Annotated in this window: 15 protein-coding genes and 1 tRNA gene; 12 read left to right on the top strand and 4 right to left on the bottom strand. The window is 68.5% G+C overall.

The window, feature by feature from the left end:
• Nucleotides 1–33: 33 nt before the first annotated feature.
• Nucleotides 34–807 (bottom strand): LexA family transcriptional regulator, encoded by a 774-nt coding sequence (locus tag ACP59X_RS16595; protein WP_428560444.1) that lies wholly within the window; start codon nucleotides 805–807, stop codon nucleotides 34–36.
• Between the two features lie 235 nt (nucleotides 808–1,042).
• Between ACP59X_RS16595 and ACP59X_RS16600 the strand changes: the two genes are divergently transcribed.
• The 6 genes from ACP59X_RS16600 (at nucleotide 1,043) to ACP59X_RS16625 (ending at nucleotide 5,131) form a co-directional block, all read left to right on the top strand.
• The gene (locus ACP59X_RS16600) at nucleotides 1,043–1,474 is read left to right on the top strand and encodes a hypothetical protein (protein ID WP_428560446.1); all 432 of its coding nucleotides are present in this window, start codon (nucleotides 1,043–1,045) and stop codon (nucleotides 1,472–1,474) included.
• A complete protein-coding gene (locus tag ACP59X_RS16605) occupies nucleotides 1,471–1,686 on the top strand; it encodes a helix-turn-helix domain-containing protein (RefSeq protein ID WP_428560449.1) in 216 nt (71 codons plus the stop codon). The genes ACP59X_RS16600 and ACP59X_RS16605 overlap by 4 nt, the downstream gene beginning before the upstream one ends.
• Nucleotides 1,687–1,985: 299 nt before the next feature.
• Nucleotides 1,986–2,657 carry a phage portal protein family protein gene (locus tag ACP59X_RS16610; protein ID WP_428560451.1) on the top strand — a complete coding sequence of 224 codons (672 nt, stop codon included), beginning with the start codon at nucleotides 1,986–1,988 and terminating at the stop codon, nucleotides 2,655–2,657.
• Nucleotides 2,644–3,993, top strand: a complete 1,350-nt coding sequence (locus ACP59X_RS16615; RefSeq protein ID WP_428560453.1) for a phage head morphogenesis protein — start codon at nucleotides 2,644–2,646, stop codon at nucleotides 3,991–3,993. The genes ACP59X_RS16610 and ACP59X_RS16615 overlap by 14 nt, the downstream gene beginning before the upstream one ends.
• A 363-nt stretch (nucleotides 3,994–4,356) precedes the next feature.
• The gene (locus ACP59X_RS16620; RefSeq protein ID WP_428560455.1) at nucleotides 4,357–4,626 is read left to right on the top strand and encodes a phage protease; all 270 of its coding nucleotides are present in this window, start codon (nucleotides 4,357–4,359) and stop codon (nucleotides 4,624–4,626) included.
• Nucleotides 4,627–4,705: 79 nt separating this feature from the next.
• Nucleotides 4,706–5,131 carry a hypothetical protein gene (locus ACP59X_RS16625; protein ID WP_428560457.1) on the top strand — a complete coding sequence of 142 codons (426 nt, stop codon included), beginning with the start codon at nucleotides 4,706–4,708 and terminating at the stop codon, nucleotides 5,129–5,131.
• A 160-nt stretch (nucleotides 5,132–5,291) separates the two neighbouring features.
• Here the strand turns inward: ACP59X_RS16625 and ACP59X_RS16630 are convergent.
• Nucleotides 5,292–5,367: transfer RNA gene (locus ACP59X_RS16630), tRNA-Thr, on the bottom strand.
• Between the two features lie 60 nt (nucleotides 5,368–5,427).
• Entirely contained in the window at nucleotides 5,428–7,170 is a 1,743-nt protein-coding gene (locus tag ACP59X_RS16635) for an NAD+ synthase (protein WP_428560460.1), read from the bottom strand.
• A gap of 362 nt (nucleotides 7,171–7,532) precedes the next feature.
• Between ACP59X_RS16635 and ACP59X_RS16640 the strand changes: the two genes are divergently transcribed.
• The 3 genes from ACP59X_RS16640 (at nucleotide 7,533) to ACP59X_RS16650 (ending at nucleotide 10,008) form a co-directional block, all read left to right on the top strand.
• Nucleotides 7,533–8,804, top strand: a complete 1,272-nt coding sequence (locus ACP59X_RS16640) for an NHL repeat-containing protein (RefSeq protein ID WP_428560463.1) — start codon at nucleotides 7,533–7,535, stop codon at nucleotides 8,802–8,804.
• Between the two features lie 622 nt (nucleotides 8,805–9,426).
• On the top strand, nucleotides 9,427–9,591 hold the full coding sequence (locus tag ACP59X_RS16645) for a hypothetical protein (protein WP_428560465.1): 165 nt from the start codon (nucleotides 9,427–9,429) through the stop codon (nucleotides 9,589–9,591).
• Between the two features lie 18 nt (nucleotides 9,592–9,609).
• Nucleotides 9,610–10,008 (top strand): hypothetical protein, encoded by a 399-nt coding sequence (locus tag ACP59X_RS16650; RefSeq protein ID WP_428560467.1) that lies wholly within the window; start codon nucleotides 9,610–9,612, stop codon nucleotides 10,006–10,008.
• Here ACP59X_RS16650 and ACP59X_RS16655 read toward each other — a convergent pair.
• Nucleotides 9,924–11,684, bottom strand: coding sequence for an ATP-binding protein (locus tag ACP59X_RS16655; RefSeq protein WP_428560469.1), 1,761 nt, complete (start codon nucleotides 11,682–11,684; stop codon nucleotides 9,924–9,926). The two genes, ACP59X_RS16650 and ACP59X_RS16655, sit on opposite strands and share 85 nt — an antisense overlap.
• Before the next feature lie 198 nt (nucleotides 11,685–11,882).
• Here ACP59X_RS16655 and ACP59X_RS16660 point away from each other — a divergent pair, with 198 nt between their 5' ends.
• The 3 genes from ACP59X_RS16660 (at nucleotide 11,883) to ACP59X_RS16670 (ending at nucleotide 23,426) form a co-directional block, all read left to right on the top strand.
• Nucleotides 11,883–20,327 carry a beta strand repeat-containing protein gene (locus ACP59X_RS16660; protein ID WP_428560472.1) on the top strand — a complete coding sequence of 2,815 codons (8,445 nt, stop codon included), beginning with the start codon at nucleotides 11,883–11,885 and terminating at the stop codon, nucleotides 20,325–20,327.
• Nucleotides 20,328–20,432: 105 nt separating this feature from the next.
• Nucleotides 20,433–22,448 (top strand): O-linked N-acetylglucosamine transferase, SPINDLY family protein, encoded by a 2,016-nt coding sequence (locus ACP59X_RS16665; RefSeq protein ID WP_428560474.1) that lies wholly within the window; start codon nucleotides 20,433–20,435, stop codon nucleotides 22,446–22,448.
• A gap of 42 nt (nucleotides 22,449–22,490) precedes the next feature.
• Nucleotides 22,491–23,426 (top strand): class I SAM-dependent methyltransferase, encoded by a 936-nt coding sequence (locus tag ACP59X_RS16670; RefSeq protein ID WP_428560476.1) that lies wholly within the window; start codon nucleotides 22,491–22,493, stop codon nucleotides 23,424–23,426.
• Nucleotides 23,427–23,430 lie beyond the last annotated feature (4 nt).

The raw sequence follows: 23,430 nt of genomic DNA on the forward strand, positions 1-23,430 counted from the left end.
AAACGTCGCGATGGCGACGGATAGTTTTGAAGGTCAGCGCACGTACTCGCGGCAGCTCCAGACGACGCGGCCGATGATCCGCACCGTGCCGGCCAGGTCGCCATCCATTGCGACTTCTATCGGTTCATATTCCGGGTTCTTGCTCTTTAAAATGAGCTTGCCAGGGACGCTATAGAGGTATTTGACAAATACCGCGTTCTCGATCCCCACCGCAAAGAGCCCGCCGGCTATTATTTCTCGTTTGCTTTCGTCGATTAGTACAGTGTCACAATCCTGCAAGACCGGCTCCATGCTGTCGCCAGCCACGTCCATCAAGACCATTTTGCTTGCGCGGCCCTTGCGCCTTAGAAAATCGGTCTTGAACGCATAATAGCCGATCACCTTCCCTTCCGTTTCCAGGCTTCCCGTGCCGGCCGCCAGGCGCGCCTGGACCTTGGGTATCAGGCTGTAACCCATGCTGGGCGCGGCTTCCGGGCTCATCCACTGGGGTTCGCCCTCCGGGATGGTGGCGGTTTTTTGCGCTTCCACGGGCGCAATTTGGGTGTTGCCGCGAAGCATGGGGCCACTGCCGTAAAGAATCCAGTCGGCAGAAACCCCAAACTCCTTAGATATTTTCGTTATCCACGCAGCCGGAATCTGTAGCCGTTTTTTCGCAACAGATACGGAACCTTGCTGAATCCCAAGAGAAGTAGCCAGCTCCGTATCTGTCGCGGATGACGTGGCCTGTTTAAGTCTACCAAAAACGTCTAAAAATTCGGCGCTTGCAGCTTTCTCGTCGGAAGCTGCAAGCGAAGCTGCAACCTGCATAATGTCACCATTCGTTAGATATTTACAAATATATCAATGCTATAAAGATTCAAACTGCTTTAATCGACAAAATTTAAGCTGCAAGCAACTTTTTGTTTTGACACCAACAGAATGATCCTCTAAACATTGCCTTGCGAGGGATATGGAAATCCCGAGAGCCTCATGTCTAGCAGGGGTGGGGGTTAAGGACAATGTCCGGCCCACCGGAAAAATCGGATCGAGGGTTACGGATTTGATGACCACCGCCAGACGCCTCAGCCTGCTGGACCTGCCCAGCCTCAACATGGACGCGGACATTGCGGCGTCCATGAGTCGGATCGTCGAGGCGTCGGGCCTGTCGCGGGCCGAGGCCGTGGACCGGCTCAACGAGGCGGCCAGGCGCTACGGCGTGCGGCTGTGCGGCGGCAACGCCGAGGCCCTGACCCTGGCCACCCTCGAAAAGTGGCTCAACCCCAATGAATCCAAGAATGTGCCGAGCACCAGGGCCTTGAACGTCTTCTGCCACACGTTCGGATCGCCGGAGCCCCTCGACCTGCTGGCCCGGTCGCACGGCCAGGGCTGGCGGGTTATCGACGGCGAGGACGCCAAGCTGCTGGAATGGGCGCGGACGGAACAAGAGATCAAGCGCCTGCGGGCGAAAAAACGCAAGCTGGAGTCTGGAATATGAGACAGGGCCGGAAAATACGCGCCTGGATGGTCGGGGAAGGCCTTACGAACGTCGAAGTGGCCAGCCGGGCGGCGGCCAGGCCCGAGTATGTCTCCGAAACCATCCACGGCAAGCGGCATCATCGCCGGGTGTTGCAGGTGCTGGTCGATGCGGGGTGTCCCGTGCGGTTTTTGGAATTGCCGGAAGACATGAAAGGGAAGGAGGCGGCGTGATGCTGGAAGAGCACGTCAAAGAGGCTCGGGAAAAGGTTTACGGAGCGATGATCGACAAGTTTTATGTGCTCCTGGAGCGTTTTGTGGCCGAAGGTAAGGCTCCAGAGCCCAAGGATTTTTGGGAACTTGGACCTCGTGGCCTTCTAAACGTCATGATCGACAGAATTGAAGAGGGCCATGCCATTCTTGAACAGAAGGGGAATGTTTGGTTCTTCCGGTTTTCAGGTACACGCCCCTTCTACTGTTCTTCTCCATTCCCGTTTCATAAAGGGATCAAGGGCGACGTCACGGGGACGCGCGTGGGCACGGCCGACGCCCACGAGCACGTGCGCCAGGACATCGAGGAGGCCGACGCCCGGCAATTGGCCGCCGTCCTCAACCGCGACCTGGCGCGCCCCATGGTCGAGCTCAACCTTGGGCCGCGCAAGCTCTACCCCAAGATCACCATTAAGCGCCGGGACGAAGAGGATTTGACGGCCCTGGCCGAAAATCTGCAAAAGCTGGTGCCCCTGGGGCTCAAGGTGGGCATGAGCACGATCCGCGACAAGTACGGCCTGCCCGACCCGGCCCCGGACGAGGAGCTGCTCCACGCCCCCGGCCAGGGGCCAGGCACCGATCCCGCTCTGCCCGATCCGGCCGAGCCGCCCCGGGGCCGCCAGGCCGCCGCCTCGCGCCGGGCCGTGGCCGCCGCCGCGCCGCCGGCCGCGCCAGGCCAGGCCATGGACGCCGTGGACCAGGCCGTGGCAGAGGAGCTGGACGGCTGGCAGCCGCTGGTCGACCCGCTGCTGGCATCGGTCCGCGCGCTCCTGGAGGACTGTCTCGCCCAGGGACTCACTTTTCGTGAGTTCCAAGCCCGTTTGCCCGAGGCCCTGGCCGGCCAGGACGTTGGCCCCCTGACCGAGCACCTGGCCCAGCTGGCCTTTTTCGCGCGCCTGGCCGGCGAGACGGGGGTGACTCGTGGCGGCAAATGACGGCGCCATCCGCTTCCAGGCCCTCCCCCCGGAAGAGGCCATCGCCTATTTCAAGGCCAAGGGTTACAATCTGGCCGAGTCCTGGGACTGGCGCGACTTCTGGCAGGCGCAGCATGCCACGTCGTTCACCGTGGCCAAAAGCGCCGGTTTCGACGTGCTCAAGGATATCCAGGCCGCCGTCGACGACGCCATAAGCCGGGGGTTGACCCTCAAGCAGTTTTCGGCCCAGCTCACGCCGATCCTCCAGCAAAAGGGCTGGTGGGGCAAAAAGGAGCTGCCCGACCCGCTGACCGGCGAGGTTAGAGAGGTCCAGCTGGGCAGCCCGCGCCGGTTGCGCATCATCTACGACACCAACATGCGCATGTCCCAGGCGGCCGGCGAGTGGGCGCGCGTCCAGCGCACCAAGCGCTCGGCGCCGTATCTGCTCTATTCCGCCATCCTGGACGGCGTCACCCGGCCCCTGCACCGCGCCTGGAACGGCACCATCCTGCCGGTCGACCACGCCTGGTGGAAAACCCATTTCCCGCCCAACGGCTGGCGTTGCCGCTGCTCGACCATCCAGTTGTCGGCCTTCGACCTGGAGGCCCTGGGCTACCAGGTTTCGGCCGATCCCGAGGACGACCTGGTCATGTACACCAACGACCGCACGGGCGAGACGCAAATGATCCCCAGGGGCATCGACCCGGGCTTTGCCTACAATCCCGGCGAGGCCGCCCTCGACGGCCACGCGGCCCGGGCGCTCATGGGCAAGCTGGTGGACGCCTCGCCGGACATGGCCGCCGCCCAGGCCGCCAGCGCTCGGTTTGTCGTGCCGGCCCTCAAGCGGGACCTCGCGGAGTGGATCGCGCCGCGCCTGGACGCCCTGGAGGCCGGGACGCCCATCAAGACCGGAGAGCGCCGGGTGGTCGGGGCGCTGCCGGACGAGGTGCTGGAGTTTTTCACCACCGGCCGGGCCACGGCCGGCGGCCAGGCCGTGGAGCTGGCCAGCGGCGCCGTCACCCTGTCCGAGGAGGGCATTGCCCACCTCTACCGCGAGGCCAAACGCGGTTCGGGCGTCGGCCTGGCCCGGGAGACCATCGAGCGGGCCGTGGACGCGCTCTGGGAGCCGGAGGCGATTTACTGGGACAAAAACAGTCCGGCTTTGCTGTACCTGGTCGATGCCGGGGAGGCGAAGGGGAAGCTGGTGGTACGGGTGAACTACGCCGCGAAGGTCAAGGTCCCGGCCGAAAGCGGCAAAGTCAGGCGCGCGGCGGTCACGACAAATGACTTGTGGTCGGGGCGGATCATTGATCCAGCGGACCTGGAGAATGCCGGCATGTACGAACGGATCAAATAAGGAAGGCCGTCTGGGTGGTGCGCCACTCCCACGGGGGGACTCCACTACTGCCAGGGTAGGATAGCCCCGACCGGCAGCGTCATTCCCGGTCGCTCCAGACGGCCCCGAAGGGACACCTTTGATATAAGCCCGTTTTTGCCCCGTAGCAAGCCCGGCCAGGGCGAAGGCCGCGAAAACCAGTAAATCGCCTAGTAAACATGGTCTGACGCGATGCGGGGCATGTCCGGGGTTGCCTCGGACACGCCAAACGGGCTACCGATAGCCAAGCCCCGTCCGGGGCGATTTCCCCCTCCCCAAAGAACCCGATGGGGATGACATTTGTCATCCCCATCTTCCGCCGCCCGGGCCGCTAAGGTCCGGGCCATGCTGCGACGCGCCCACAACTCCATGCCCCTGGCCGCCGGCCCTGCCGGCGCGGCTCCGCAATGGGTGCAGCTCCTGCCGGCCGGCACGTTTACCGGCCGCGACGGGGCCGGCCCCTACAGCCTGGACGATCCGCAGGCCGTCATCGCCGCCACCCTGGCGGCGGCGGCCGGCGCGGACCTGCCCATCGACTACGACCACCAAATCCTCTGGAGCCGCAACAACGGCCAGCCCGCGATCGCCGGGGGTTGGCTCAAGGGGTTCGGCTAGCCGGAGAGCGGATCAAAGCCGAGGAACTTGCCCGGACGCGGTCATAATGGCACGGTGGGCAAAGGACAGGAGGGCACCAATGAGCGTTGACCTGATCGCGGCAAAGCTGGCGCGTATGCAGTTGATGGATGTGGACGGTGAGGGTGTGTCCGTGGCCATGGTCGGCCCGATGCTCTACGTGAGTGATGGGTCATCCGGGTTCTACACGGACCCCAAGGCCGCCTGGCGGGGCATCAAGGCGATGGACAAGTGTTCGCCGGATGAGTTTTGGGACCGTGCTTGGTTGGATGCCCCGTCCTATGATTCTCTGGCCGAGGTGTGGGATTCGCTGGACACCCCCCAATTCGACGCCGCCGATCGTCCCCCACGGTCCCCGGAGTTCCTCCCCGTGGGGCGTTTGCGCAAGTTCGGCCCCCGGGAATATTTGCTCCAAACCGACACCGGCGACTACGGCGTCGTCGACGAAAAACAGGTGGCAAAATGGCGGCTGACGCCGCTGGATTAAAACCGCCCCGGCAGGGTCGGGTGAGCTTCAAAACTATGCGTCGTTGTATACAAAACTAAACGTCGCCCTACAAATCCCATCCGCCAACAATGCCAACAGGCATTGCCCGCTGAAAAACGAAAAAGGGGCCAGGACCATCGGTCCTAACCCCTTGAAATACTGGAGCCAGCAAGGAGACTCGAACTCCTGACCTGCTGATTACGAATCAGCTGCTCTACCAACTGAGCCATGCTGGCATAGCGCGAAGTCCTTTTACATACCCGCGTTCGATACCTGCGTCAAGGGAAAAATGCCGCCTAGGACTTCCCGCGCTCCGGAGCGTAGCGGTTCACGATCGGCAAACGCCAATCCTTGCCAAAGGCACGCGTCGTGATCTTCGGACCCGGAGGGCTCTGACGACGCTTGTACTCGTTGCGGTCCACAAGGCGCGTCACCCGGTCCACCACCGCCGCCGCCATCCCCCGCGACACCATCCCGCCCGGGGAAAGACCGTCCTCCACATACGACGCCAACACCGGATCGAGTTCGTCGTATTCCGGCAGCGAATCCGAATCCTTTTGGTTGGGGCGCAACTCCGCCGTGGGCGGCTTGACCAGCACCCGCGCCGGGATCAGGTCCGTCCCGGCCTGGGCGTTGCGCCAGCGCGACAACGCATAAACCAGCGTTTTCGGCACGTCCTTGATCACGGCGTACCCGCCGGCCGTGTCGCCATAGAGTGTCGAATAGCCCACACCCACCTCGGACTTGTTGCCCGTGGTCAGTACCAGCCGGCCGAACTTGTTGGAGAGCGCCATTAAAAGCGTGCCCCGGATGCGCGGCTGCACGTTTTCCTCGGTCACATCGAACGGCCGGTCGCCAAAAAGCGGCGAAAGCGCCGACAAGAACGCCTTGAAGATCTCCTCGATGGCCACCACGTGGAATGCGATGCCCAGCCGCTCGGCCAGGGCCTGCGCGTCCTCCAGGCTGTCGTCCGAGGAAAACCGCGTCGGCATGGCAATGCCCATCACGTTTTCCGGACCCAGGGCGTCGGCCGCGATCACGGCGGTCAGCGACGAATCGATGCCGCCCGAAAGCCCGATGGCCACGCCCGGAAACCCCGATTTGCGCACGTAATCCCCGGTGCCGAGCACCAGTGCCCGGTAGACCTCCTCCACATCGTCCAGAAGCGCCGGAATCGGCCCGCTGGCCAGGGGTCCCCGCACCGGGCCGCCAAGCGGCGACAGCTTCACGTGCTTCGGACAGGCCTCGAGGGCCGGCTCCCACTTGCGGCAGCGCGGATCGAGCAGCCGCCGGCGCGTGGGCAGATCCGCGTCCAGGTCGCACAGCACCATGTCCTCGACGAATTGCCGCCCCCGGGCCAGCAGCCTCCCGTCCGGGCCGAACACCACGCTGTGCCCGTCGAAAACCAGTTCGTCCTGGCCGCCGACCATGTTGGCGTAGGCCACGAAAGCCCCGTTGTCCGAGGCCCGGGTGGCCAGCATCCGCTCCCGCGACGCCCCCTTGCCCCGATGGTAGGGCGAGGCGGAGATGTTGATCAGGAGCCTGGCGCCGCCGCCATGGGCCTGCTCGGCCGGCGGGCCGCCGGGATACCAGATGTCCTCGCACACGCTGACGCCAAAAACGAAGCCGTCGCGGTCATAGACCGCGTTGCCCCGGCCGGTGGCGAAATAGCGGTTCTCGTCGAACACGCCGTAATTGGGCAGGTAGCGCTTGGCCGTGATCCCGGCCAGGCCGCCGTCGTGGGCGACCACGGCGGCGTTGACGAGGTCCCCTTCCAGCCACGGGCAGCCGAAGATCGCCGTCAATCCGCGGCTTTCCCCGGCGATCTCCCGCGCCCCGGCCATGCAGGCGGCCAGGAAGTCGGGCTTGAGCAGCAAATCCTCCGGCGGATAACCCGAGACGACCATTTCCGGGAAAACCGCCACTTCGACCCCGGCCCGCCGGGCCGCCTCGAGGCCGGCCAGCACCTTGCGGACATTGCCGCCGACGTCCCCCACCGTGGGATTTAACTGGCAAAGCGCCAGGCGAATACCGGCCATGCGAGCCTCCTTTCCCCAAACCAGGCTGGGCGAATGTCTAGCCCGTCTCGCCCCGCGCGGCAACCGTCGTGAACGGCCCCCAAACCAGGCCAGTCAGGTTTTCGGCAACGCACCACAATAACGGCTTGACTTTCAAAATACGTTTCTACAATATTATTCTACTAATTAGCTCATCACATGAAAAAAAGTGTAACGCGTTGGTAATACGCCCTTATCCGACAGTTGGCAGCGCATCGTGCGGCCCATCGAGCCCCTTTTGCGCCCCTCCAGGCCGGGCAACGCGACAACATCCGCCACAGCGGGCCACCGCGCAACCGGAAGGAACCGCCCAAAACCCGCGACAAGCAGCAAGGAGTCGGGACATGCGGCACACACACCTTTGGTTTGCCCTGACCGTGTGGACAATGCTCTTCCTGGCCCTTGGGGCGAGAGGCGCCGCAGCGGCCACGGCCCCGCAATTTTCCCGGCTGGCACCGCTTGACACGTCGACCTTCACGTATGTGCCGTTGCGCAATCCAGGCGGCGTCTGCCGTGACGTGGACGGCAACATCTATGTCGCGGACACGGATCATCACCGCGTCGTAAAGCTCTCGGCCGCCGGCCTCGTCCTGGCCGCCTGGGGCAGCCAGGGCAGCGGCGACGGCCAGTTCCAGCACCCGACCGGCGTTGCCGTGGACGGCGGCGGCAACCTCGTCGTGGCCGATACGGACAACCAGCGCCTCGTCAGGCTGTCCGGCGCCGGGGACTTCCTGGCCGCCTGGGGCGGCCAGGGCGACGGCAACGGACAATTCGCCTTCCCCTTTGGCATCGCCCGGGACGGCAACGGCAACGTGTATGTGGCCGACACCTACAACAACCGTGTGGTGAAGCTGTCGTCCCGCGGCGTATTCCTGGCTGCCTGGGGCAGCCAGGGCAGCGGCGACGGCCAGTTCCACGTCCCCTCTGCCATCGCCCTGGACGCCGCCGGCAACATGTATGTGGCGGATTCGTACAACAACCGCATCGTCAAGCTGTCCGCCGCCGGGGCATTCCTGGCCGCCTGGGGCAGCCAAGGCAGCGGATCCGGGCAGTTCGAGAGGCCTTTCGGCATCGCCCTGGACGGCGGGGGCAACATGTACGTGACCGACAGCCACAATAACCGCATCGTGAAGCTGTCGCCCACCGGAACCGTCCTGGCCAACTGGGGCAGCCAAGGCAGCGGCCCCGGGCAGTTCGACACCCCGTCCGGCATCGCCCTGGACGGCGGCGGCAACATGTACGTGACGGATTCGTACAATCACCGCGTCGTCAAACTGTCGGCCGGCGGCGATTTCCTGGCCGCCTGGGGCAGCCAGGGCAACGGCGACGGCCAGTTCGACTCCCCTTCCGGTATCGCCGTCGATGCCGCCGGCAGCGTCTTCGTGGCCGATACCAACAACAACCGTATCGTGAAGCTGTCTTCCACCGGAACCTTCCTGGCCGCCTGGGGCGGCAAGGGGTTCGCCGACGGGCAGTTCATCACCCCCGTGGGCCTGGCCATCGGCCGCAGCGGCGCCCTGTACGTCTGCGACTCGGAAAATTGCCGCATCGAGGCCAGCACCCCCGTCGCGGCGGTTGGCGGCAACATCGTGCCGCTCCTGTTTTTGACCAACTGACAGGCAGGCCTCGCCCCGCCGCGCGCCGTCCCAACGCCGCCAGCCGCCGGAAACCGCTTCCCCGGCGGCTGGCGCCATTGCGCCTCGTGTCGCCGGCCCGATCGGTGTCGCCGCCCGCCCGCTATTGCCAGCCAGCTTGGTGTGCGCGCTCCGCCGGGTGTCACCACGCGTCCAGTTTTGCCGCCCCACTTGGTGTGGCCGCCCCACTTGGTGTGGCCGCCGCACTCGGTGTGGCCTCCGCTGTAGGCGTCACCCAACCTGGCATCACCGCCGCACCTGGCGTTGCTGGCCCAACCTGACGTCGCCGGCCCAACCTGACGTCGTCGCCGCACTTGGCGTCACCGGCCCAAGCTGGCTTCGCCGGCCCACCTGGCGTCGCTGGCCCGTCTTATGCCGCCGGCTGCGGCACCAGGCCGGAAATAGCATTTTTTACTGCAGGCAACGTGCGTTAGGGCCGTTCCTCTTGGCATCCCACGCGGTTCCCCGGTGTACCGGACGCGTTTTATCCATTCTTTAATTGACAATGACTTTCATTATCGCTAACAACCGAGCAGTCCCGCGCCGCCGGGGCCGCGGCAGCCATCCGGCCCCGGGCCCGGCCGGCGAAAACCAAGGAGACGCCATGCTGTCCCACTCCTCCATCACCTCCCGCCGCCAGGCCCGGGGCTGGGCCAAACGCTTCCTCGGCGCCGGCCGCCAAAACGCCGAACCACGTGCCGCTTTGGAAGGCACCGCCCTGGACCCCCCCCGCGCCGCCGAGGCCAAGCCCGTCGGGGAAGCCAAATAGCCCGCGGGGGAAACACCCATGACGAACATGTTTTTCCCCTTCGGGGACCAGGCGGCCTGCATCCAGCGCCTGCTGGCCGGACTGCGCTACCAGGCCCGGGTCAACCACCGGGGCCAGCACTACTACCAGGGGCGGTCCCTGTGGCGGGGGCGGCCGGTCATCTGCCGCCTCGGCGCCGGCGACCTGTCACGCCTGCCGGGCGATGTCTACGAGGAAATCTGGTGCGGCTACTACGACCCGGTGGAGCCTGACAGCATGCTCTTCGACGAGACCCACGCCAACATCTTCGCCTGCCTCAAAAACACCCTGTCGACCGCCGCCCCGGCCCCGGTTCAGGCCGGCCGGGCCGGCCGCAGGGGAATGTCCACGGTGAAGGTCGTGCCCGCAGCCGAGGTGACGAAGCGGATCTCGCCGTGATGGTCCTCGACGATGCGCTGGCACACGGCCAGGCCCAGCCCGGTGCCGGTTTCCTTGGTGGTGCAGAACGGATCGAAGACGCGCTCGCGCATGCTTTCGGGGATCCCGCCGCCGGAATCGGCCACGACGATCCGGGCCTTGCCGGCGGCGAGTTGGGTGGCCAAAAGCAGCCGGCCGCCGGTTTCCATGGCTTCGGCCGCGTTTTTGAGCAGATTGAGCAGCACCTGCTTGATGCGGTCGGCATCGTGGGGCACGGCGGGCAGGGCCGCGTCGAGGCGGGTTTCCACCGTGATCCCCCGGCCTTGCAGGGCCTCGGCCACCACGGCCAGGGAAGCGCGCACGGTCTCGTTGAGGTCGCCCGGCGCCACGTGGGGCGGGGCCGGCCGGGTGAAGTCGCGCACCTCGTTTAAAAGGGTTTCCAGCCGCTTGGCCTCGGATTCGATGATGCCCAGTTTTTCGGCGTCCGCCTCGCCCTCGGGCAGATGCCGGCGTACCTGCGCGGCGAAACCGCCCATGAGCATCAGTGGATTCTTGATCTCGTGGGAGAGCCTGGCCGCCGCCTCGCCGATGGCCGCGAACCGCTCGGAACGGATGAGCTTTTCCTGGGCCCCGAGCAGTTCCCGGGCCGTCTTGTCCACTTCGCGCACCAGGGCCTTGTTGAACCGCAGGGCAAAGTGGATGACCGTGAGGAAGGCGGCGAAGACCACCACCTCGAAAAGCCCCACCAGCAGCCACTGGCGCACCACCAGCCGGCCGATGAGCCCCCGCACCTCGTCCTGGGGCGCGGCCAAGGCCACGGCCCAGCGGTTGCCCGGATCCGTCCCGCCGGAAAGGGGGACCGGGCAGAAGGCCACCAGTTTGCGCACCGGGCCGAGCCGCCCCCTGTGCCAGCCCGAAACGTACCAGTCCGTGCCCCGCTCGCCGGCCATGACCCGGTTTTTGATCAGCCAGTCCAGGCGGACCCAGTCGATGTCCGGGTCGCGCTGCCGGCGCACGGCCATGGATTCGTGGCCGATGAAATCCCGTTCGTGGTGGTCGAGGAAAATCCCCGTGTCGTCCACGACCCAGGCATAGCCCGTCTCGCCCGAGCGCACGCCATGGGCGTACCGCCCGGCCACGGCCACGGCGTCCACGACCAGGGCCAGCCCGCCGGCCCGGCCCTGCTCATCGGCCAGGGGCAGGCCCAGGGCCAGGAGCCGGCGCCCGGCAAAGACGCCCGCCGACGGGGAAAAAACCCGCCCCAGCCGGACGCGGCCCGCGGCATCCCCGGCCAGGGCCTCGCCACAGGCCATGGGGCAAAGCCCCGTGTCCTCGGCCATGGCCCCCGAGGCGTCGTAAAACCGCATCCGCCCGCTCCCCGGGCGCTCCACGCCCAGGGCGACCACGTTGTAATGGGCGAAAAGGTCGAAAAACGCCGGCACGGCCAGCCAGGGCTTGGCCTCGGCGGCCGTCTCCTCCCGCCACAACAGCGACAGCCCTTCCAGGCAGGTGCGCAGAAACGAGAAGTGGTCACCAATGTCCGCGGCGATGTTTTGCGCCAGCAGCAACTGCTGCTGGTTGAACTGCTCCGTGACCACGGCCTCCACATCGGTCTTGGCCCGATAGCCCATGGCCGCGACAGTCAGGGTCAGCAGCACGAACACCAGGCAGGCGACGAGCAGGTGTTTGCGTGACATCGGACCTCCGCCTTCCGTTGCGATAGCGAAGTTTCACCGCCCGCGCAATCACTTGCCATGCGAAGGACCGGGCCGGCCCGGCCGGCGGCCGGCCATTGGCGCTTTTCTTGCCTTACCAACGGGCAGCGGGGGGCGGCCGGCAAAATTTTCCCATTTGCAACCAGGCGCCGGCACCCCGGGGAAAAAGGAGTCCGACCGATGACCGCCGTCTCCATCGCCAGCTACACCCCGGACACCATCGCCGCCCTGACCACCACGGCCCTGCGCGCCCTGGCCGCCACGGGCTTCGCCTCCCTGGTCGCCTCCCAGGTCGAGGCCTTAAGCGTCACCCAGATCGCCGCCCTGACCACAAGCCAAGCCGCCGCCCTGACCATCGACCAGGTCGCCGCCTGCAGCGCGGCACAGTTTTCCTCCCTGACCCGCACCCAGATCGCCGTCTTCTCCACGGACGAAATCGCCGCCCTGACCACCAGCCAACTGGCCGGGCTCACCGCCGGCGACATCGGCGAACTGACCGCCACCCAGATTGCCCAGCTGACCACCGAACAGGTCGCCGCCCTGACCACCAGCCAACTGGCCGGGCTCACCGCCGTCCAGGCCAAGGCCCTGACCGCCGACCAGGTCGCCGTCCTGTCCGAAACCCAGTTGGCCGCCCTGACCACCACTCAGCTCAAGGGCCTCACCACCACTGCCGTGGCCGCCCTGTCCGAAAGCCAACTGGCCGCCCTGTCGGCCACGCAAATCGCCGGCCTGTCCAACGCCCAGGTCCGGGCCCTGACCGAGGAACAGGTCGCCGCCCTGGCCACCACCCAACTGGCCGCCATGACCACCACCGAAATCCGGGCCCTGGACACCACCCAAGTGCGCCGGCTTTCGGCCAGCCAACTGGCCGCCCTGTCCGTCACGCAAATCGCGGCCATAAACGCCCTGGCCGTGCCCGGGCTGACCGCCACGCAGGTCGCCGGCCTGTCCACGACCCAGATCGCCGCCCTGACCGCCACTCAGATCAAGCAGCTCAGCGCCGAGGACGCCCAGGCCCTGTCCGAAAGCCAACTGGCCGCCCTGACCGGCACCCAGCTCGGGGCCCTGACCACCACGGCCATCGAGGCACTGACCACCACCCAGATCGCCGGCCTGACCGCCACCCAGATCGGCAGCCTCGGCAATACCTGGATCAGCGCCCTCAATGCCGACCAGGTGGCCGCCTTGTCCACCACCCAGCTGGCCGCCGTGACCACCAGCCAGATCCGCAACCTCACCAGCACCGACGTGGCCGAGCTGAGCCTCGACGAGCTCCTGGCCCTGTCCGTGACCCAGGTCGCGGCCATGACCGCCACCCAGGCCAAGGGCCTGTCCGAAAGCCAGATCGCGGCCATGACCACCCGCCAGATCGCCGCCCTGACCATCACGGCGGTGCGCGCCCTGGTGGAAACGCAGGTGGCGGCGCTGACCGAAACACAGATCGGCACCTTGACCGTCACGGCCCTTTCGGCGCTCAGCCCCACCGAGATCGCGAGCCTGTCCGCCACCCAACTGGCCGCCCTGACCAAGACACAGATCGCAAACCTCACCGCCACCCAGTTAAAGGGCCTCACCGCCGACCAGATACCGACCCTGACCACCACCCAGTTGGCCGCCCTGACCGCCACCCAGCTCGCCAACCTGACCACCGACGCGGCCGCCGCCCTCACCGACACCCAACTGGCCGCCCTGACCAACACGCAGATCCGCGGGCTCTCCGGCGCCGCCGTCAGCAGCCTGAGCATGGCCCAGTTCGCGATTTTAAGCGCCGGCCAGATCGCCGCCCTGACCACCACGCAAATCCGGGCGCTTACGGCCACCGACCTGGCCGAACTGAGCCTGACCGAGATCGCCTGCCTGACCCAGACGCAAATCGGCGCCATCACGGCCACGGCCGCGGCCGGGTTGACCGCCGACCAGCTGGCCGTGCTGACGACCAGCCAGTTGCGGGGCCTGACCGCGACGGCCCTGGCCGGCCTGGACGCGGAGACGGCGGCCTCCCTGTCCGTCACCCAGCTGGCCTCGCTGACCACCACGCAATTGCGCGGCTTGTCCGCCACGGACATGGCCGCCCTGTCCGTGGGCCAACTGGCCGCCCTGACCACCACCCAGCTTTCCTCGCTGACCACGACCCAGTTCGCCGCCCTGACGGCCACGCAACTGGCCTCGCTGACCACGACCCAGGTCGGCCAGCTGGCCCTGACCCAGATCGGCGCCCTGTCCAGCACGGCCGTGACGGCCCTGACCGAAACCCAGCTGGCCGCCCTGTCCACCTCCCAGATCAGGGCCCTGTCGAGCGTAAGCCTCGACGCCCTGACCAGCACCCAGATGGCCGCCCTGGCCACCACCCAGCTGGCCGCCCTGAGCACGGCCCAGATCCGGGGGCTGACCAGCACGGACGTGGGCGAGCTGACCGCAACGGCCCTGGCCGCCCTGTCGGCCACGCAGATCGCCGCCCTTAGCGCCGCCGGCGCGGCCGGGCTCTCCGACAGCCAATTGGCCGCCCTGTCCGACAGCCAGGTGCGGGCGCTCAGTTCCACGGTCGTGGCCGCCCTGGCCGACACCCAACTGGCCGTGCTCTCCAGCACCCAGCTGGCCCTTTTGTCCTCCACAGCCGTGGCCGCCATCTCCGCCACGACCTTCGCCGGCCTGACCACGAGCCAATTGGCCGCCCTGGCCACCACCCAGATTTCGGCCCTGACCAAGACGCAGATCGGAAGCCTCACCGACGACCAGCTGGCCAGCCTGTCCACCACCCAGCTCGCCCGGCTGACCGCCACCCAGATGGGCGCCCTGTCCTCCGAGGCCGCCGACGCCCTGACCGTCAGCCAACTGGCCAGCCTGACCCTGACCCAGCTGCGGGCCCTGTCCAGCACGGCGGTCAGCGCCCTGACCGCCACCCAGATGGGCGAATTGACCGCCACGCAACTGGCCGCCCTGACCGCCACCCAGTTGCGGGGGCTGACCGCCACGGACCTTGGCGAACTGACCACCACCGAACTGGCCGCCCTGTCCTCCAGCCAGATCGCCGCCCTGGCCACCACCGCCCTGGAGGGCCTCGGCGAAACCCAGATCGCCGCCCTGTCCGCCGACCAGGCCAAGGGGCTCACCAGCGCCCAGGTCGCCGCCCTGGCCACGGAACAGCTGGCCGCCCTGGCGGCCACGCAAATCGCCGCCCTGTCCACCGCAGCCGTGGCCGGCCTGTCCGACACGGCCCTGGCCACCCTGACCGTCACCCAACTGGCCGCCCTGACCGCCACGCAGCTTTCCGCCCTGTCCGCGGCCTCCGTGAACGGCCTGGACGCCGACCAGGTCGCCGCCCTGACCCAGACCCAACTCAAGGGCCTCACCGCCACCCAGCTTTCCACCCTGACCACCACGGCCGTGGCCGCCCTGACCACCAGCCAACTGGCCGCCCTGACCACCACCCAGTTGCGCGGGCTGACCAGCACCGCCATAAGCGCCCTGACCGACACCCAGATGGCGGCCCTGGACACGACGCAACTGGCCGCCCTGACCAGCACCCAGCTGCGCGGGCTCTCGGCCACCGACCTCGGCGAAATGACCACCACCGAACTGGCCGCCCTGTCCGCCAGCCAGATCGCCGCCTTGACCGCCACCGCCCTGGAGGGCCTCGGCGAAACCCAGATCGCCGCCCTGACCGTGACGCAGCTCAAGGGCCTGACCTCCGCCCAGGTCGCCGCCCTGGAACAGACCCAGCTGGACGCCCTGTCGCCGACACAGCTGACCGCCCTTTCCGCCACGGCCGTCAAGGGCCTCGACGCCGACGCCCTGGCCAGCCTGACCACCACCCAGTTGGCCGCCCTGGCCGTGACGCAAGTCCGGTCCCTGACCGCGACGGCCCTGGCCGGGCTAACCGCCGAACAGGCCGCACAGCTCACCACCACCCAGTTGCGCGCCCTGACCACCAGCCAACTGGCCGCCCTGTCCAGCACGGCGGCAACGGCCCTGACCACCAGCCAACTGGCCGCCCTGTCCGCCAGCCAGATCAAGGCCCTCAGCGAGGACAGCCTCAGCGCGCTGACCGGCACGCAAATCGCCGCCCTGTCCACCACGCAGATCGCCGCCCTGAGCACCACGCAAATCGTGGCCATGACCAGCACGGACCTCGGCGAACTCACGGCCAGCCAGTTCGCCGCCCTGACCGCCACCCAGTTTGCCGCCCTGTCCGACAGCGCCATCGCCGGCCTGACCACCACGCAGATCGCCCTGCTGACCACGACCCAGGCCAAGGGCCTGTCGGCCACGGCCATGGCCGCCCTGGACGAAACCCAGCTGGCGGCGCTGTCCGCCAGTCAGGTAAGCGCCCTGACCGCCACCGCCCTGGCCGGCCTGACGTCGACCGAGGTGGCCGGCCTGAGCGAAACCCAGCTCGACGCCCTAAGCCGCACCCAACTGGCCGCCCTGTCGGCCACGGCGGTCAAGGGCCTGACCGAAACCCAACTGACCGGGCTCGACGGCACGCAACTGGCCGCCCTGACGGCCACCCAGCTCGACGCCCTGTCCACCCAGCAACTCTCGGTGCTGTCGGCAAGCCAAATGGGGGCGCTGTCCACCACCGCCCTGGCCGGGCTGACCGCCGACCAGGTCGGCGCCCTGAGCCTGGCCCAGCTGGCCGGCCTGTCCACGAGCCAGGTGGCGGCCCTGTCGGCCAACGGCGCCTCGGGCCTGACCACGAGCCAGGTGGCGGCCCTGTCCACCGCCCAGCTGGCCGCCCTGACGGCCACGGAAATACGGGCGTTGAGCGACAGCCAGATCGCCGCCCTGTCCACCAGCCAGGTCGCCGCCCTGACCACCACCCAGATGCGGGTCCTGACGGCCACCCAGGTGGGCGACCTAACCGACACGCAGCTTTCCGCCCTGTCCACGACGCAGCTGTCCGCCCTGACCGCGACCGGGATGACCGGGCTGACCGCGACCCAGGTGGCCAGCCTGGCCACCGGGCAACTGACCAGCCTGGCCACCACGCAACTGGCCGCCCTGACCACCACGGCCATCGGCGGCCTGACCGCGACGGCCATGGCCAGCCTCAGCACCAAGCAGGTCGCCGCCCTGACCGACGACCAGGTCGCCGCCCTGTCCACGGCGCAAATCGCCGCCCTGACCGAAACCCAATGGGCCGCCCTGACCACCACGGAAATAAGCGGCCTGACCGAAACCCAGCTGGCCGCCCTGACCGCCAGCCAACTGGCCGGCCTGTCGGCCACCCAGATCGCCGCCCTGTCCGCCACGGCCGTCAGCGGCCTGACGGCCACGGCCATGGCCGCCCTGTCCACGGCCCAGATCGCCGCCCTGTCCGCCACGGACATGGCCGCCCTGACCGCGACGCAACTCGCCGCCCTGTCCGCCGGCCAGATCAGCGCCCTGTCCACGACCCAGGTCGCCGCACTGTCGGACGACGCCGTGGCCGGGCTGACCGCCACCGAACTGGAGGCCTTAAGCCAAGCCCAGTTCGCGGCCCTGTCCTCGGACCAGGTCGGGGCGCTGACGGAAACGCAGATCGCCACGCTTTCCACCACGCGCCTGGCCCAGATGACCGTGACCCAGTTAAGCGGGCTGGCTTCCACCCAGATCACCGCCCTGACCGACACCCAGTTGGCCGCCCTGTCGCCGGATCAGCTGGCCGCCCTGTCCGTGGCCGGCGTGGACGGGTTCACCGCCACGGATATCGCCGGCCTGACCACCAGCCAGATCGCCGCCCTGACCGCCACCCAGCTGGCCAGCTTAAGCGACGTCCAGGTGGCCGCCCTGACCACCGGCCAACTGGCCATGCTCACCACCACCCAGTTGCGGGGGCTGTCGGCCACGGCCATCGCCGCCCTGACCGTCAGCCAGCTCGGGGCGCTCACCGCCACCCAAATAAGCGGCCTGACCACCAGCCAGATGGGCGCGCTGACGGCCACCGAGGCCCAAGGGCTTAGCGCCACGCAATTGGCGGCGCTTTCCACGACGCAGATCGCCGCCCTGTCCACCACGGCCGTGGCCGGGCTGACCACCACCGAACTGGCCCAGCTCACCACCCGCCAGCTGGCCGCCCTGACCGCCACCCAGTTCGGCGCCCTGTCCGACACCCAACTGGCCGCCCTGACCCCGGCCCAGATGGGCGTGCTGACCACCACGGAAATAAGCGGCCTGACCGAAACGCAGGTCGCCGCCCTGACGGCCACCCAGATCGGGGCCTTAAACGCCACCCAGGTCGCCGCCCTGACCGCCACGGGCATCGGCGGCCTGACCGCCAGCCAGCTGGCCGCCCTGTCCCAGACCCAGCTCAACCAGCTGACGTCCACGCAGATCGGGGCGCTTTCGGCCACACAGCTTTCCGCCCTGTCCACCGGCCAGCTCGGGCAGCTCACGGCCACGCAGGTCACGGGCCTGACCCACACGGCCATCGAGGCCCTGACCGCCACCCAGCTCGGGGCGCTTACGGCCACGCAGATCGCCGCCCTGACCACCAGCCAGGCCGCCGCCCTGACGGCCACGGCCCTGGCCGCCCTGACCACGACCCAACTGGCGGCGCTTACGACCACGCAAATCGCCGCCCTGTCCACCACGGCCGTCACCGGCCTGACCACGACCGAATTCGCGGCCCTGTCCACCAGGCAGCTGACGGCCCTGACCGCGACCCAGATCGGCAGCCTGACCACCACCCAAACAGCGGCCCTGACCACCACCCAGCTCGGGCTTTTGACCGCAACCGAACTGGCCGGCCTGACCGAAGCCCAAGTGGCCTCCCTGTCCGTCACCCAGCTCGAGGCCCTCAGCAAGACACAGATCGCGGCGCTGTCCACCACCGCCGTCAAGGGCCTGACCGCCACCCAGCTTTCCGCCCTGTCCGACACCCAGTTCGCCGCCCTGACAGCCACGGAAATCGGCGGGTTGACCACGACGCAAATCCAGGCCCTCGGCACCACGCGCCTGGCCGCCCTGACCACCACCCAGCTCGGGGGGCTTACCGCCACGCAGATGGCCGCCCTGTCCGCGACCCAGCTCGACGCCCTGACCGCCACCCAGGCCGCGCGACTGACCAGCACCCAGATGGCCGGGCTGACGTCCACCCAGGTGGCCGGCCTGACCACCACCCGGCTGGCGGCGCTGTCCACCACGCAAATCGCCGCCCTGTCCACCACGGCCGTCACGGGCCTGACCGCCAGCGAAATAGCGGCCCTGTCCACCAAGCAGATGGCGGCCCTGACCGCTTCCCAGGTGGCCGCCCTGACCGTCAGCCAGCTCGACAGCCTCGCCACGACCCAACTGGCCGGCCTGACCGCCACGCAAGTCGCCGGGCTGACGTCCACGGCCGTGGCCTCCCTCGACGCCAGCCAGCTTGGCGCCCTGACCACCACGCAGGTGGCCTCGCTGTCCGCCGCGGGCGTGGCCGGCCTGACCGCCGAGCAGATCGTCAGCCTGTCCACGGCCCAGTTGGCCGCACTGACGCGCACGGAAATGGCCGCCCTGTCCACCACCGCCCTGTCGGCCCTGACCGCCGAGGACCTGGCCGCCCTGTCCACCACCCAGTTGGCGGCGCTCTCGGCCACGGGCATGGCCGCCCTGTCCACCACCGTGATCGCGAACCTCTCCACCAGCCAGCTCGGGGCGCTGTCGGCCACGGAACTGGGCGGCCTGACCGCCTCCCAGGCCGCCGCCCTGACCACCAGCCAACTGGCGGCCCTGACGGCCACCCAGGTGGCAGAGCTGTCGACCACGGCCGTAAGCGGCCTGACCGCCACGCAAATCGCCGCCCTGACCGGCACGCAGCTTGCGGCCATGCCGGCCACGCAAATCGCCGCCCTGTCGGCCGCGGCCATCGCCGGCCTGACCACCACGGAACTGGCGGCGCTCACCACCACCCAGTTCACGAGCCTCTCGGCCACGGGCATCGCCGGCCTGACCGCCAGCCAACTGGCCAGCCTGACCACGACGCAGATCCATTTGCTGACCACCACCACCCTAAGCGGTCTGACCGCCACCCAGGTGGCCGGCCTGACCACGCCGCAATTCGAGGCCCTGTCGGCCACGCAGATCGCCGCCCTGTCCGGCAACGGCATCACCGGGCTTACGGCCACGCAGATCGCCGGCCTGACCGCCACCCAGCTCGGCGGGCTGACGGCCACGCAGGTCGGGGCGCTGACCACCACGGAAATCGCCGCCCTGTCCACGACGCAGATCGCCGCCCTGACCGCCAGCCAGCTCGACGGCCTGGAGCGCATGCAGATACGCGCCTTGAGCCTGGAGCAGTTCGGGGCCCTGACCGCCACGCAAATCGCCTCCCTGGACGAAACGCAGGTGGGCAGCCTCACCGGCACCGAACTGCGGGCCCTGACCGCCACCCAGTTCGCCGCCCTGTCCTCCACCCAGTTCGGAGCCCTGACCGCCACCCAGATCGGGCTGTTCTCGGCCACCCAACTGGCCTCCATCCCCTCGACCCAACTGGCCGGGCTGACCACCACCACCGTGGCCGCCCTGACCACGACCACCATCGCGGGGCTTTCCACAACGGAACTGGAATCGCTCAACGCCACGCAGATCGACGCGTTTACAACCACGCAGTTGGCCAGTATGACAACGGAACAGTTGACGGCCCTGGCCACCGCCCTGGCCTAGGGCGCGATCGTGACGCGGCACCCGGCGGCGCGACGCGGCGGTCTACCCGCCACGCGCCGCCGCGCCGCATTCCCGCAACAGTCCCAGGAGGGTTCACCACGCGCCATGGGCACCGACATCCTTTCCCCGGCCCTCATCGCCGCCATGGTCGGCCACCTGAGCGTCGCCGACCTCATCCGGACCACCGAGACCTTCAAGCAAAGCGGCCAGACGGCCTCCATCGAAGCGGCCTACGCCGCCTGGGTCCAGGCCAACCCGAACGACCCGCTGCTCTACGCCGTGCTGTTTAACTACTCCATCGCCCTCACCGACGCCGGCAAGCTGGAGTTGGCCAAGGAATGCCTGGAACGGGCCATTGCGCTGAGCCCCGATTTCATGCCGGCCTACATCAACCTGGGCCGCATCCTGGAGCGCCTGGGCAAGATCGGCCTGGCCGTGATCCAGTGGTCGGCCGCCCTGGCCCGCATGACCGCCGTCAACGGCACGGCCATCCTGCACAAGGCCACGGCGCTCAACCAAAGCGCCCGGGCCCTGGAAGCGGTCAGCCAGGACGAGGCGGCCGAAAACATGCTGCGCGAAAGCCTGGAACTGGACCGCGACCAGACCGAGGTGGTCCAGCACCTGGTCGCCCTGCGCCAGCGCCAGGCCGAATGGCCGGTCATCGCCCCCACCGAGCGCATCCCCCGCCAGGTCCTGGTGGAAGGCATGTCGCCGCTGTCAGCCGCGGCCTACGCCGACGACCCCCTGCTGCAACTGGCCATCGCCGACCGCTACAACAAGCGTGACGTGGGCTCGCCGGTCGGGGCCATGGACGCCTGGCCGGCCGCGGCCACCCACGACGGGAGGCTGCGCATCGGCTACCTGTCCTCGGACCTGCGCGAACACGCCATGGGCTACCTGCTCACCGAGGTCTTCGGCCTGCACGACCGCGCCCAGGTGGAAATCTTCGCCTACTACTGCGGCATCCCCAGCGACGACGGCCTCAACCGCCGCTTCCGGGCCGACTGCGACCATTTCACGGACATAAGCCTGCTCGACGACGCCACGGCGGCCCAGCGGATCACCGCCGACGGCATTCAAATCCTGGTGGACTTAAACGGCTACACCCGCGACGCGCGCCTCAAACTCGTGGCCCTGCGGCCGGCCCCGGTCATCGTCAACTGGCTGGGCTATCCCGGCACCATGGCCAGCCCCTACCACCACTACCTCATCGCCGACGACTGGATCGTGCCGCCGGAAAACGAGATCTATTTCTCGGAGAAAGTGGTCCGACTGCCCTGCTACCAGCCCAGCGCCCGCAGCCGGGCCGTCTCGCCCACGCCGCCCAGCCGGGCCGAGGCCGGGCTGCCCGAGGCGGCCATGGTCTATTGCTGCTTCAACGGCACGCACAAGATCCATCCGCAAACCTTCGACCGCTGGCTGGCCATCCTGGCCCAGGTGCCGGACAGCGTGCTGTGGCTGCTCGACGGCCCCCAGGCCACGGTCACGCGGCTGCGCGACCACGCCGCCGGCCGGGGCGTGGACGGCTCGCGCCTGGTCTTCGCCGCCAAGCTCCCCAACCCGGCCCACCTAGCCCGCTATCCCCTGGCCGACCTGTTCCTCGACACCACGCCCTACGGCGCCCACACCACGGCCTCGGACGCCCTGTGGTCGGGCGTGCCGGTCCTGACGGCCAGCGGCCGCTCCTTTGCCTCGCGGGTGTGCGGCAGCCTGGTGCGGGCGGCGGGGCTGCCGGAACTGGTGTGCGAAAACCTCGACGACTACGTGGCCCGGGCCGTGGCCTTTGGCCGGGACCGGGAGAGCCTTGGCCCCTTTCGGGAACGGCTGCGGGAAGGGCGCGAAAGCTGCGTGCTTTTCGACATGCCGGGCCTCGTGCGCGGCCTGGAGGGCCTCTACGCGGCCATGTGGCGGGACTGCCGGGACGGCCGCCTGCCCCGGCCGGACCTGCGCAACCTCGACGTCTACCTGGAAGTGGGCCGCCAAATCGACCCCGAGGCCCTCGACGTCCAGGCCCTGCCCGACTACCGGGGCTGGTGGGCCGGGCGCCTGGCCGCCCGCCACCGGCTGCGCCCCATCCCGCCCGACGGCCGCCTGGTCACCGACCCGGCGGTGTTCGCCTAGCGCGGGGAAATGGGAGGGAACGATTCCACGGCTCCGGAAACGATGGACGCAGCGGCGATGCACGAACGGCTTTTGGACTGGCTGATTTGCCCGGGCTGCCTGCCCGAACAACGGCGGCTCGCGCTTTCGGGGCACCGCCGGGAAGGCGAGGATATCGTCGCGGGACGGCTCCTGTGCCCGGCCTGCGGCGCGGCCTATGCCATCGAGGACGGCCTCGCCGACCTGACCCCGCCGGGGCTGGCCGTACCCGCGCCGCAAACCCGCTACGACGGCGAGCGCCTGGCCGCCTCCTACCTGTGGAGCCATTTCGCCGACCTGTGGCACGACCCCGAAGCGACGGCCGCCTATGCCGCCTTCGCCGCCCCGTGCGACGGGGCCGACGGCCCGGGCCTCGACGCCGGTTGCGCCGTGGGCCGTTTCGCCCTGGAGCTGGCCGGCCGGGTCGGCTTCGCCGTGGGCATCGACCTGTCGCGCCATTTCGTGGCCCTGGCCCGGCGGATCAACCGGCGGGGCGGGCTGACCTTCACGGCGCCCTTGCAGGGCCTTCGCACCACGACGTTTTCCTTTACCCTGCCCGGGCGCCTGCGCCGGGGCACGGCGGAATTCGTGCGCGCCGACGCCTTGGCCCTGCCCTTTGGCCGGGAGGTGTTCGGCGTCGCGGCCTCGCTCAACGTCGTGGACAAGCTGCCGGCGCCGCGCCGCCACCTGCGGGAGTGCCAGCGGGTCTGCGCCGCCCCGGCGACGCTGGTGGTGGCCGACCCCTTCTCCTGGTCGCCGGACGTCGCCCCGCCCGAGCAGTGGCTCGGCGGCCGGCCGGAAACCGGCGACAGCGCGGCCGCGACCGCAGCCTTCTTAGCCCAATCGCCCGGCTGGTCGGCCACCCCGGCCGGTGTGGCCGACTGGCGCATCCGCGACCACAAGAACCGCTACGAACACATCGTAAGCGAAATCGTCCTGGCCCGACGAACCGCGCCCTAGCCGC

The organism is Solidesulfovibrio sp. DCME, assembly GCF_049995385.1.
In the GTDB taxonomy this organism is placed as follows: Bacteria; Desulfobacterota; Desulfovibrionia; order Desulfovibrionales; family Desulfovibrionaceae; genus Solidesulfovibrio.

Excerpts from the sequence above, each read along its gene's own strand:
- ACP59X_RS16595 (WP_428560444.1), bottom strand. The coding sequence starts at position 807 with ATGCAGGTTGCAGCTTCGCTTGCAGCTTCCGACGAGAAAGCTGCAAGC.
- ACP59X_RS16600 (WP_428560446.1), top strand. The coding sequence starts at position 1,043 with ATGACCACCGCCAGACGCCTCAGCCTGCTGGACCTGCCCAGCCTCAAC.
- ACP59X_RS16605 (WP_428560449.1), top strand. The coding sequence starts at position 1,471 with ATGAGACAGGGCCGGAAAATACGCGCCTGGATGGTCGGGGAAGGCCTT.
- ACP59X_RS16620 (WP_428560455.1), top strand. The coding sequence starts at position 4,357 with ATGCTGCGACGCGCCCACAACTCCATGCCCCTGGCCGCCGGCCCTGCC.
- ACP59X_RS16625 (WP_428560457.1), top strand. The coding sequence starts at position 4,706 with ATGAGCGTTGACCTGATCGCGGCAAAGCTGGCGCGTATGCAGTTGATG.
- ACP59X_RS16635 (WP_428560460.1), bottom strand. The coding sequence starts at position 7,170 with ATGGCCGGTATTCGCCTGGCGCTTTGCCAGTTAAATCCCACGGTGGGG.
- ACP59X_RS16640 (WP_428560463.1), top strand. The coding sequence starts at position 7,533 with ATGCGGCACACACACCTTTGGTTTGCCCTGACCGTGTGGACAATGCTC.
- ACP59X_RS16645 (WP_428560465.1), top strand. The coding sequence starts at position 9,427 with ATGCTGTCCCACTCCTCCATCACCTCCCGCCGCCAGGCCCGGGGCTGG.
- ACP59X_RS16650 (WP_428560467.1), top strand. The coding sequence starts at position 9,610 with ATGACGAACATGTTTTTCCCCTTCGGGGACCAGGCGGCCTGCATCCAG.
- ACP59X_RS16655 (WP_428560469.1), bottom strand. The coding sequence starts at position 11,684 with ATGTCACGCAAACACCTGCTCGTCGCCTGCCTGGTGTTCGTGCTGCTG.
- ACP59X_RS16660 (WP_428560472.1), top strand. The coding sequence starts at position 11,883 with ATGACCGCCGTCTCCATCGCCAGCTACACCCCGGACACCATCGCCGCC.
- ACP59X_RS16665 (WP_428560474.1), top strand. The coding sequence starts at position 20,433 with ATGGGCACCGACATCCTTTCCCCGGCCCTCATCGCCGCCATGGTCGGC.
- ACP59X_RS16670 (WP_428560476.1), top strand. The coding sequence starts at position 22,491 with ATGGACGCAGCGGCGATGCACGAACGGCTTTTGGACTGGCTGATTTGC.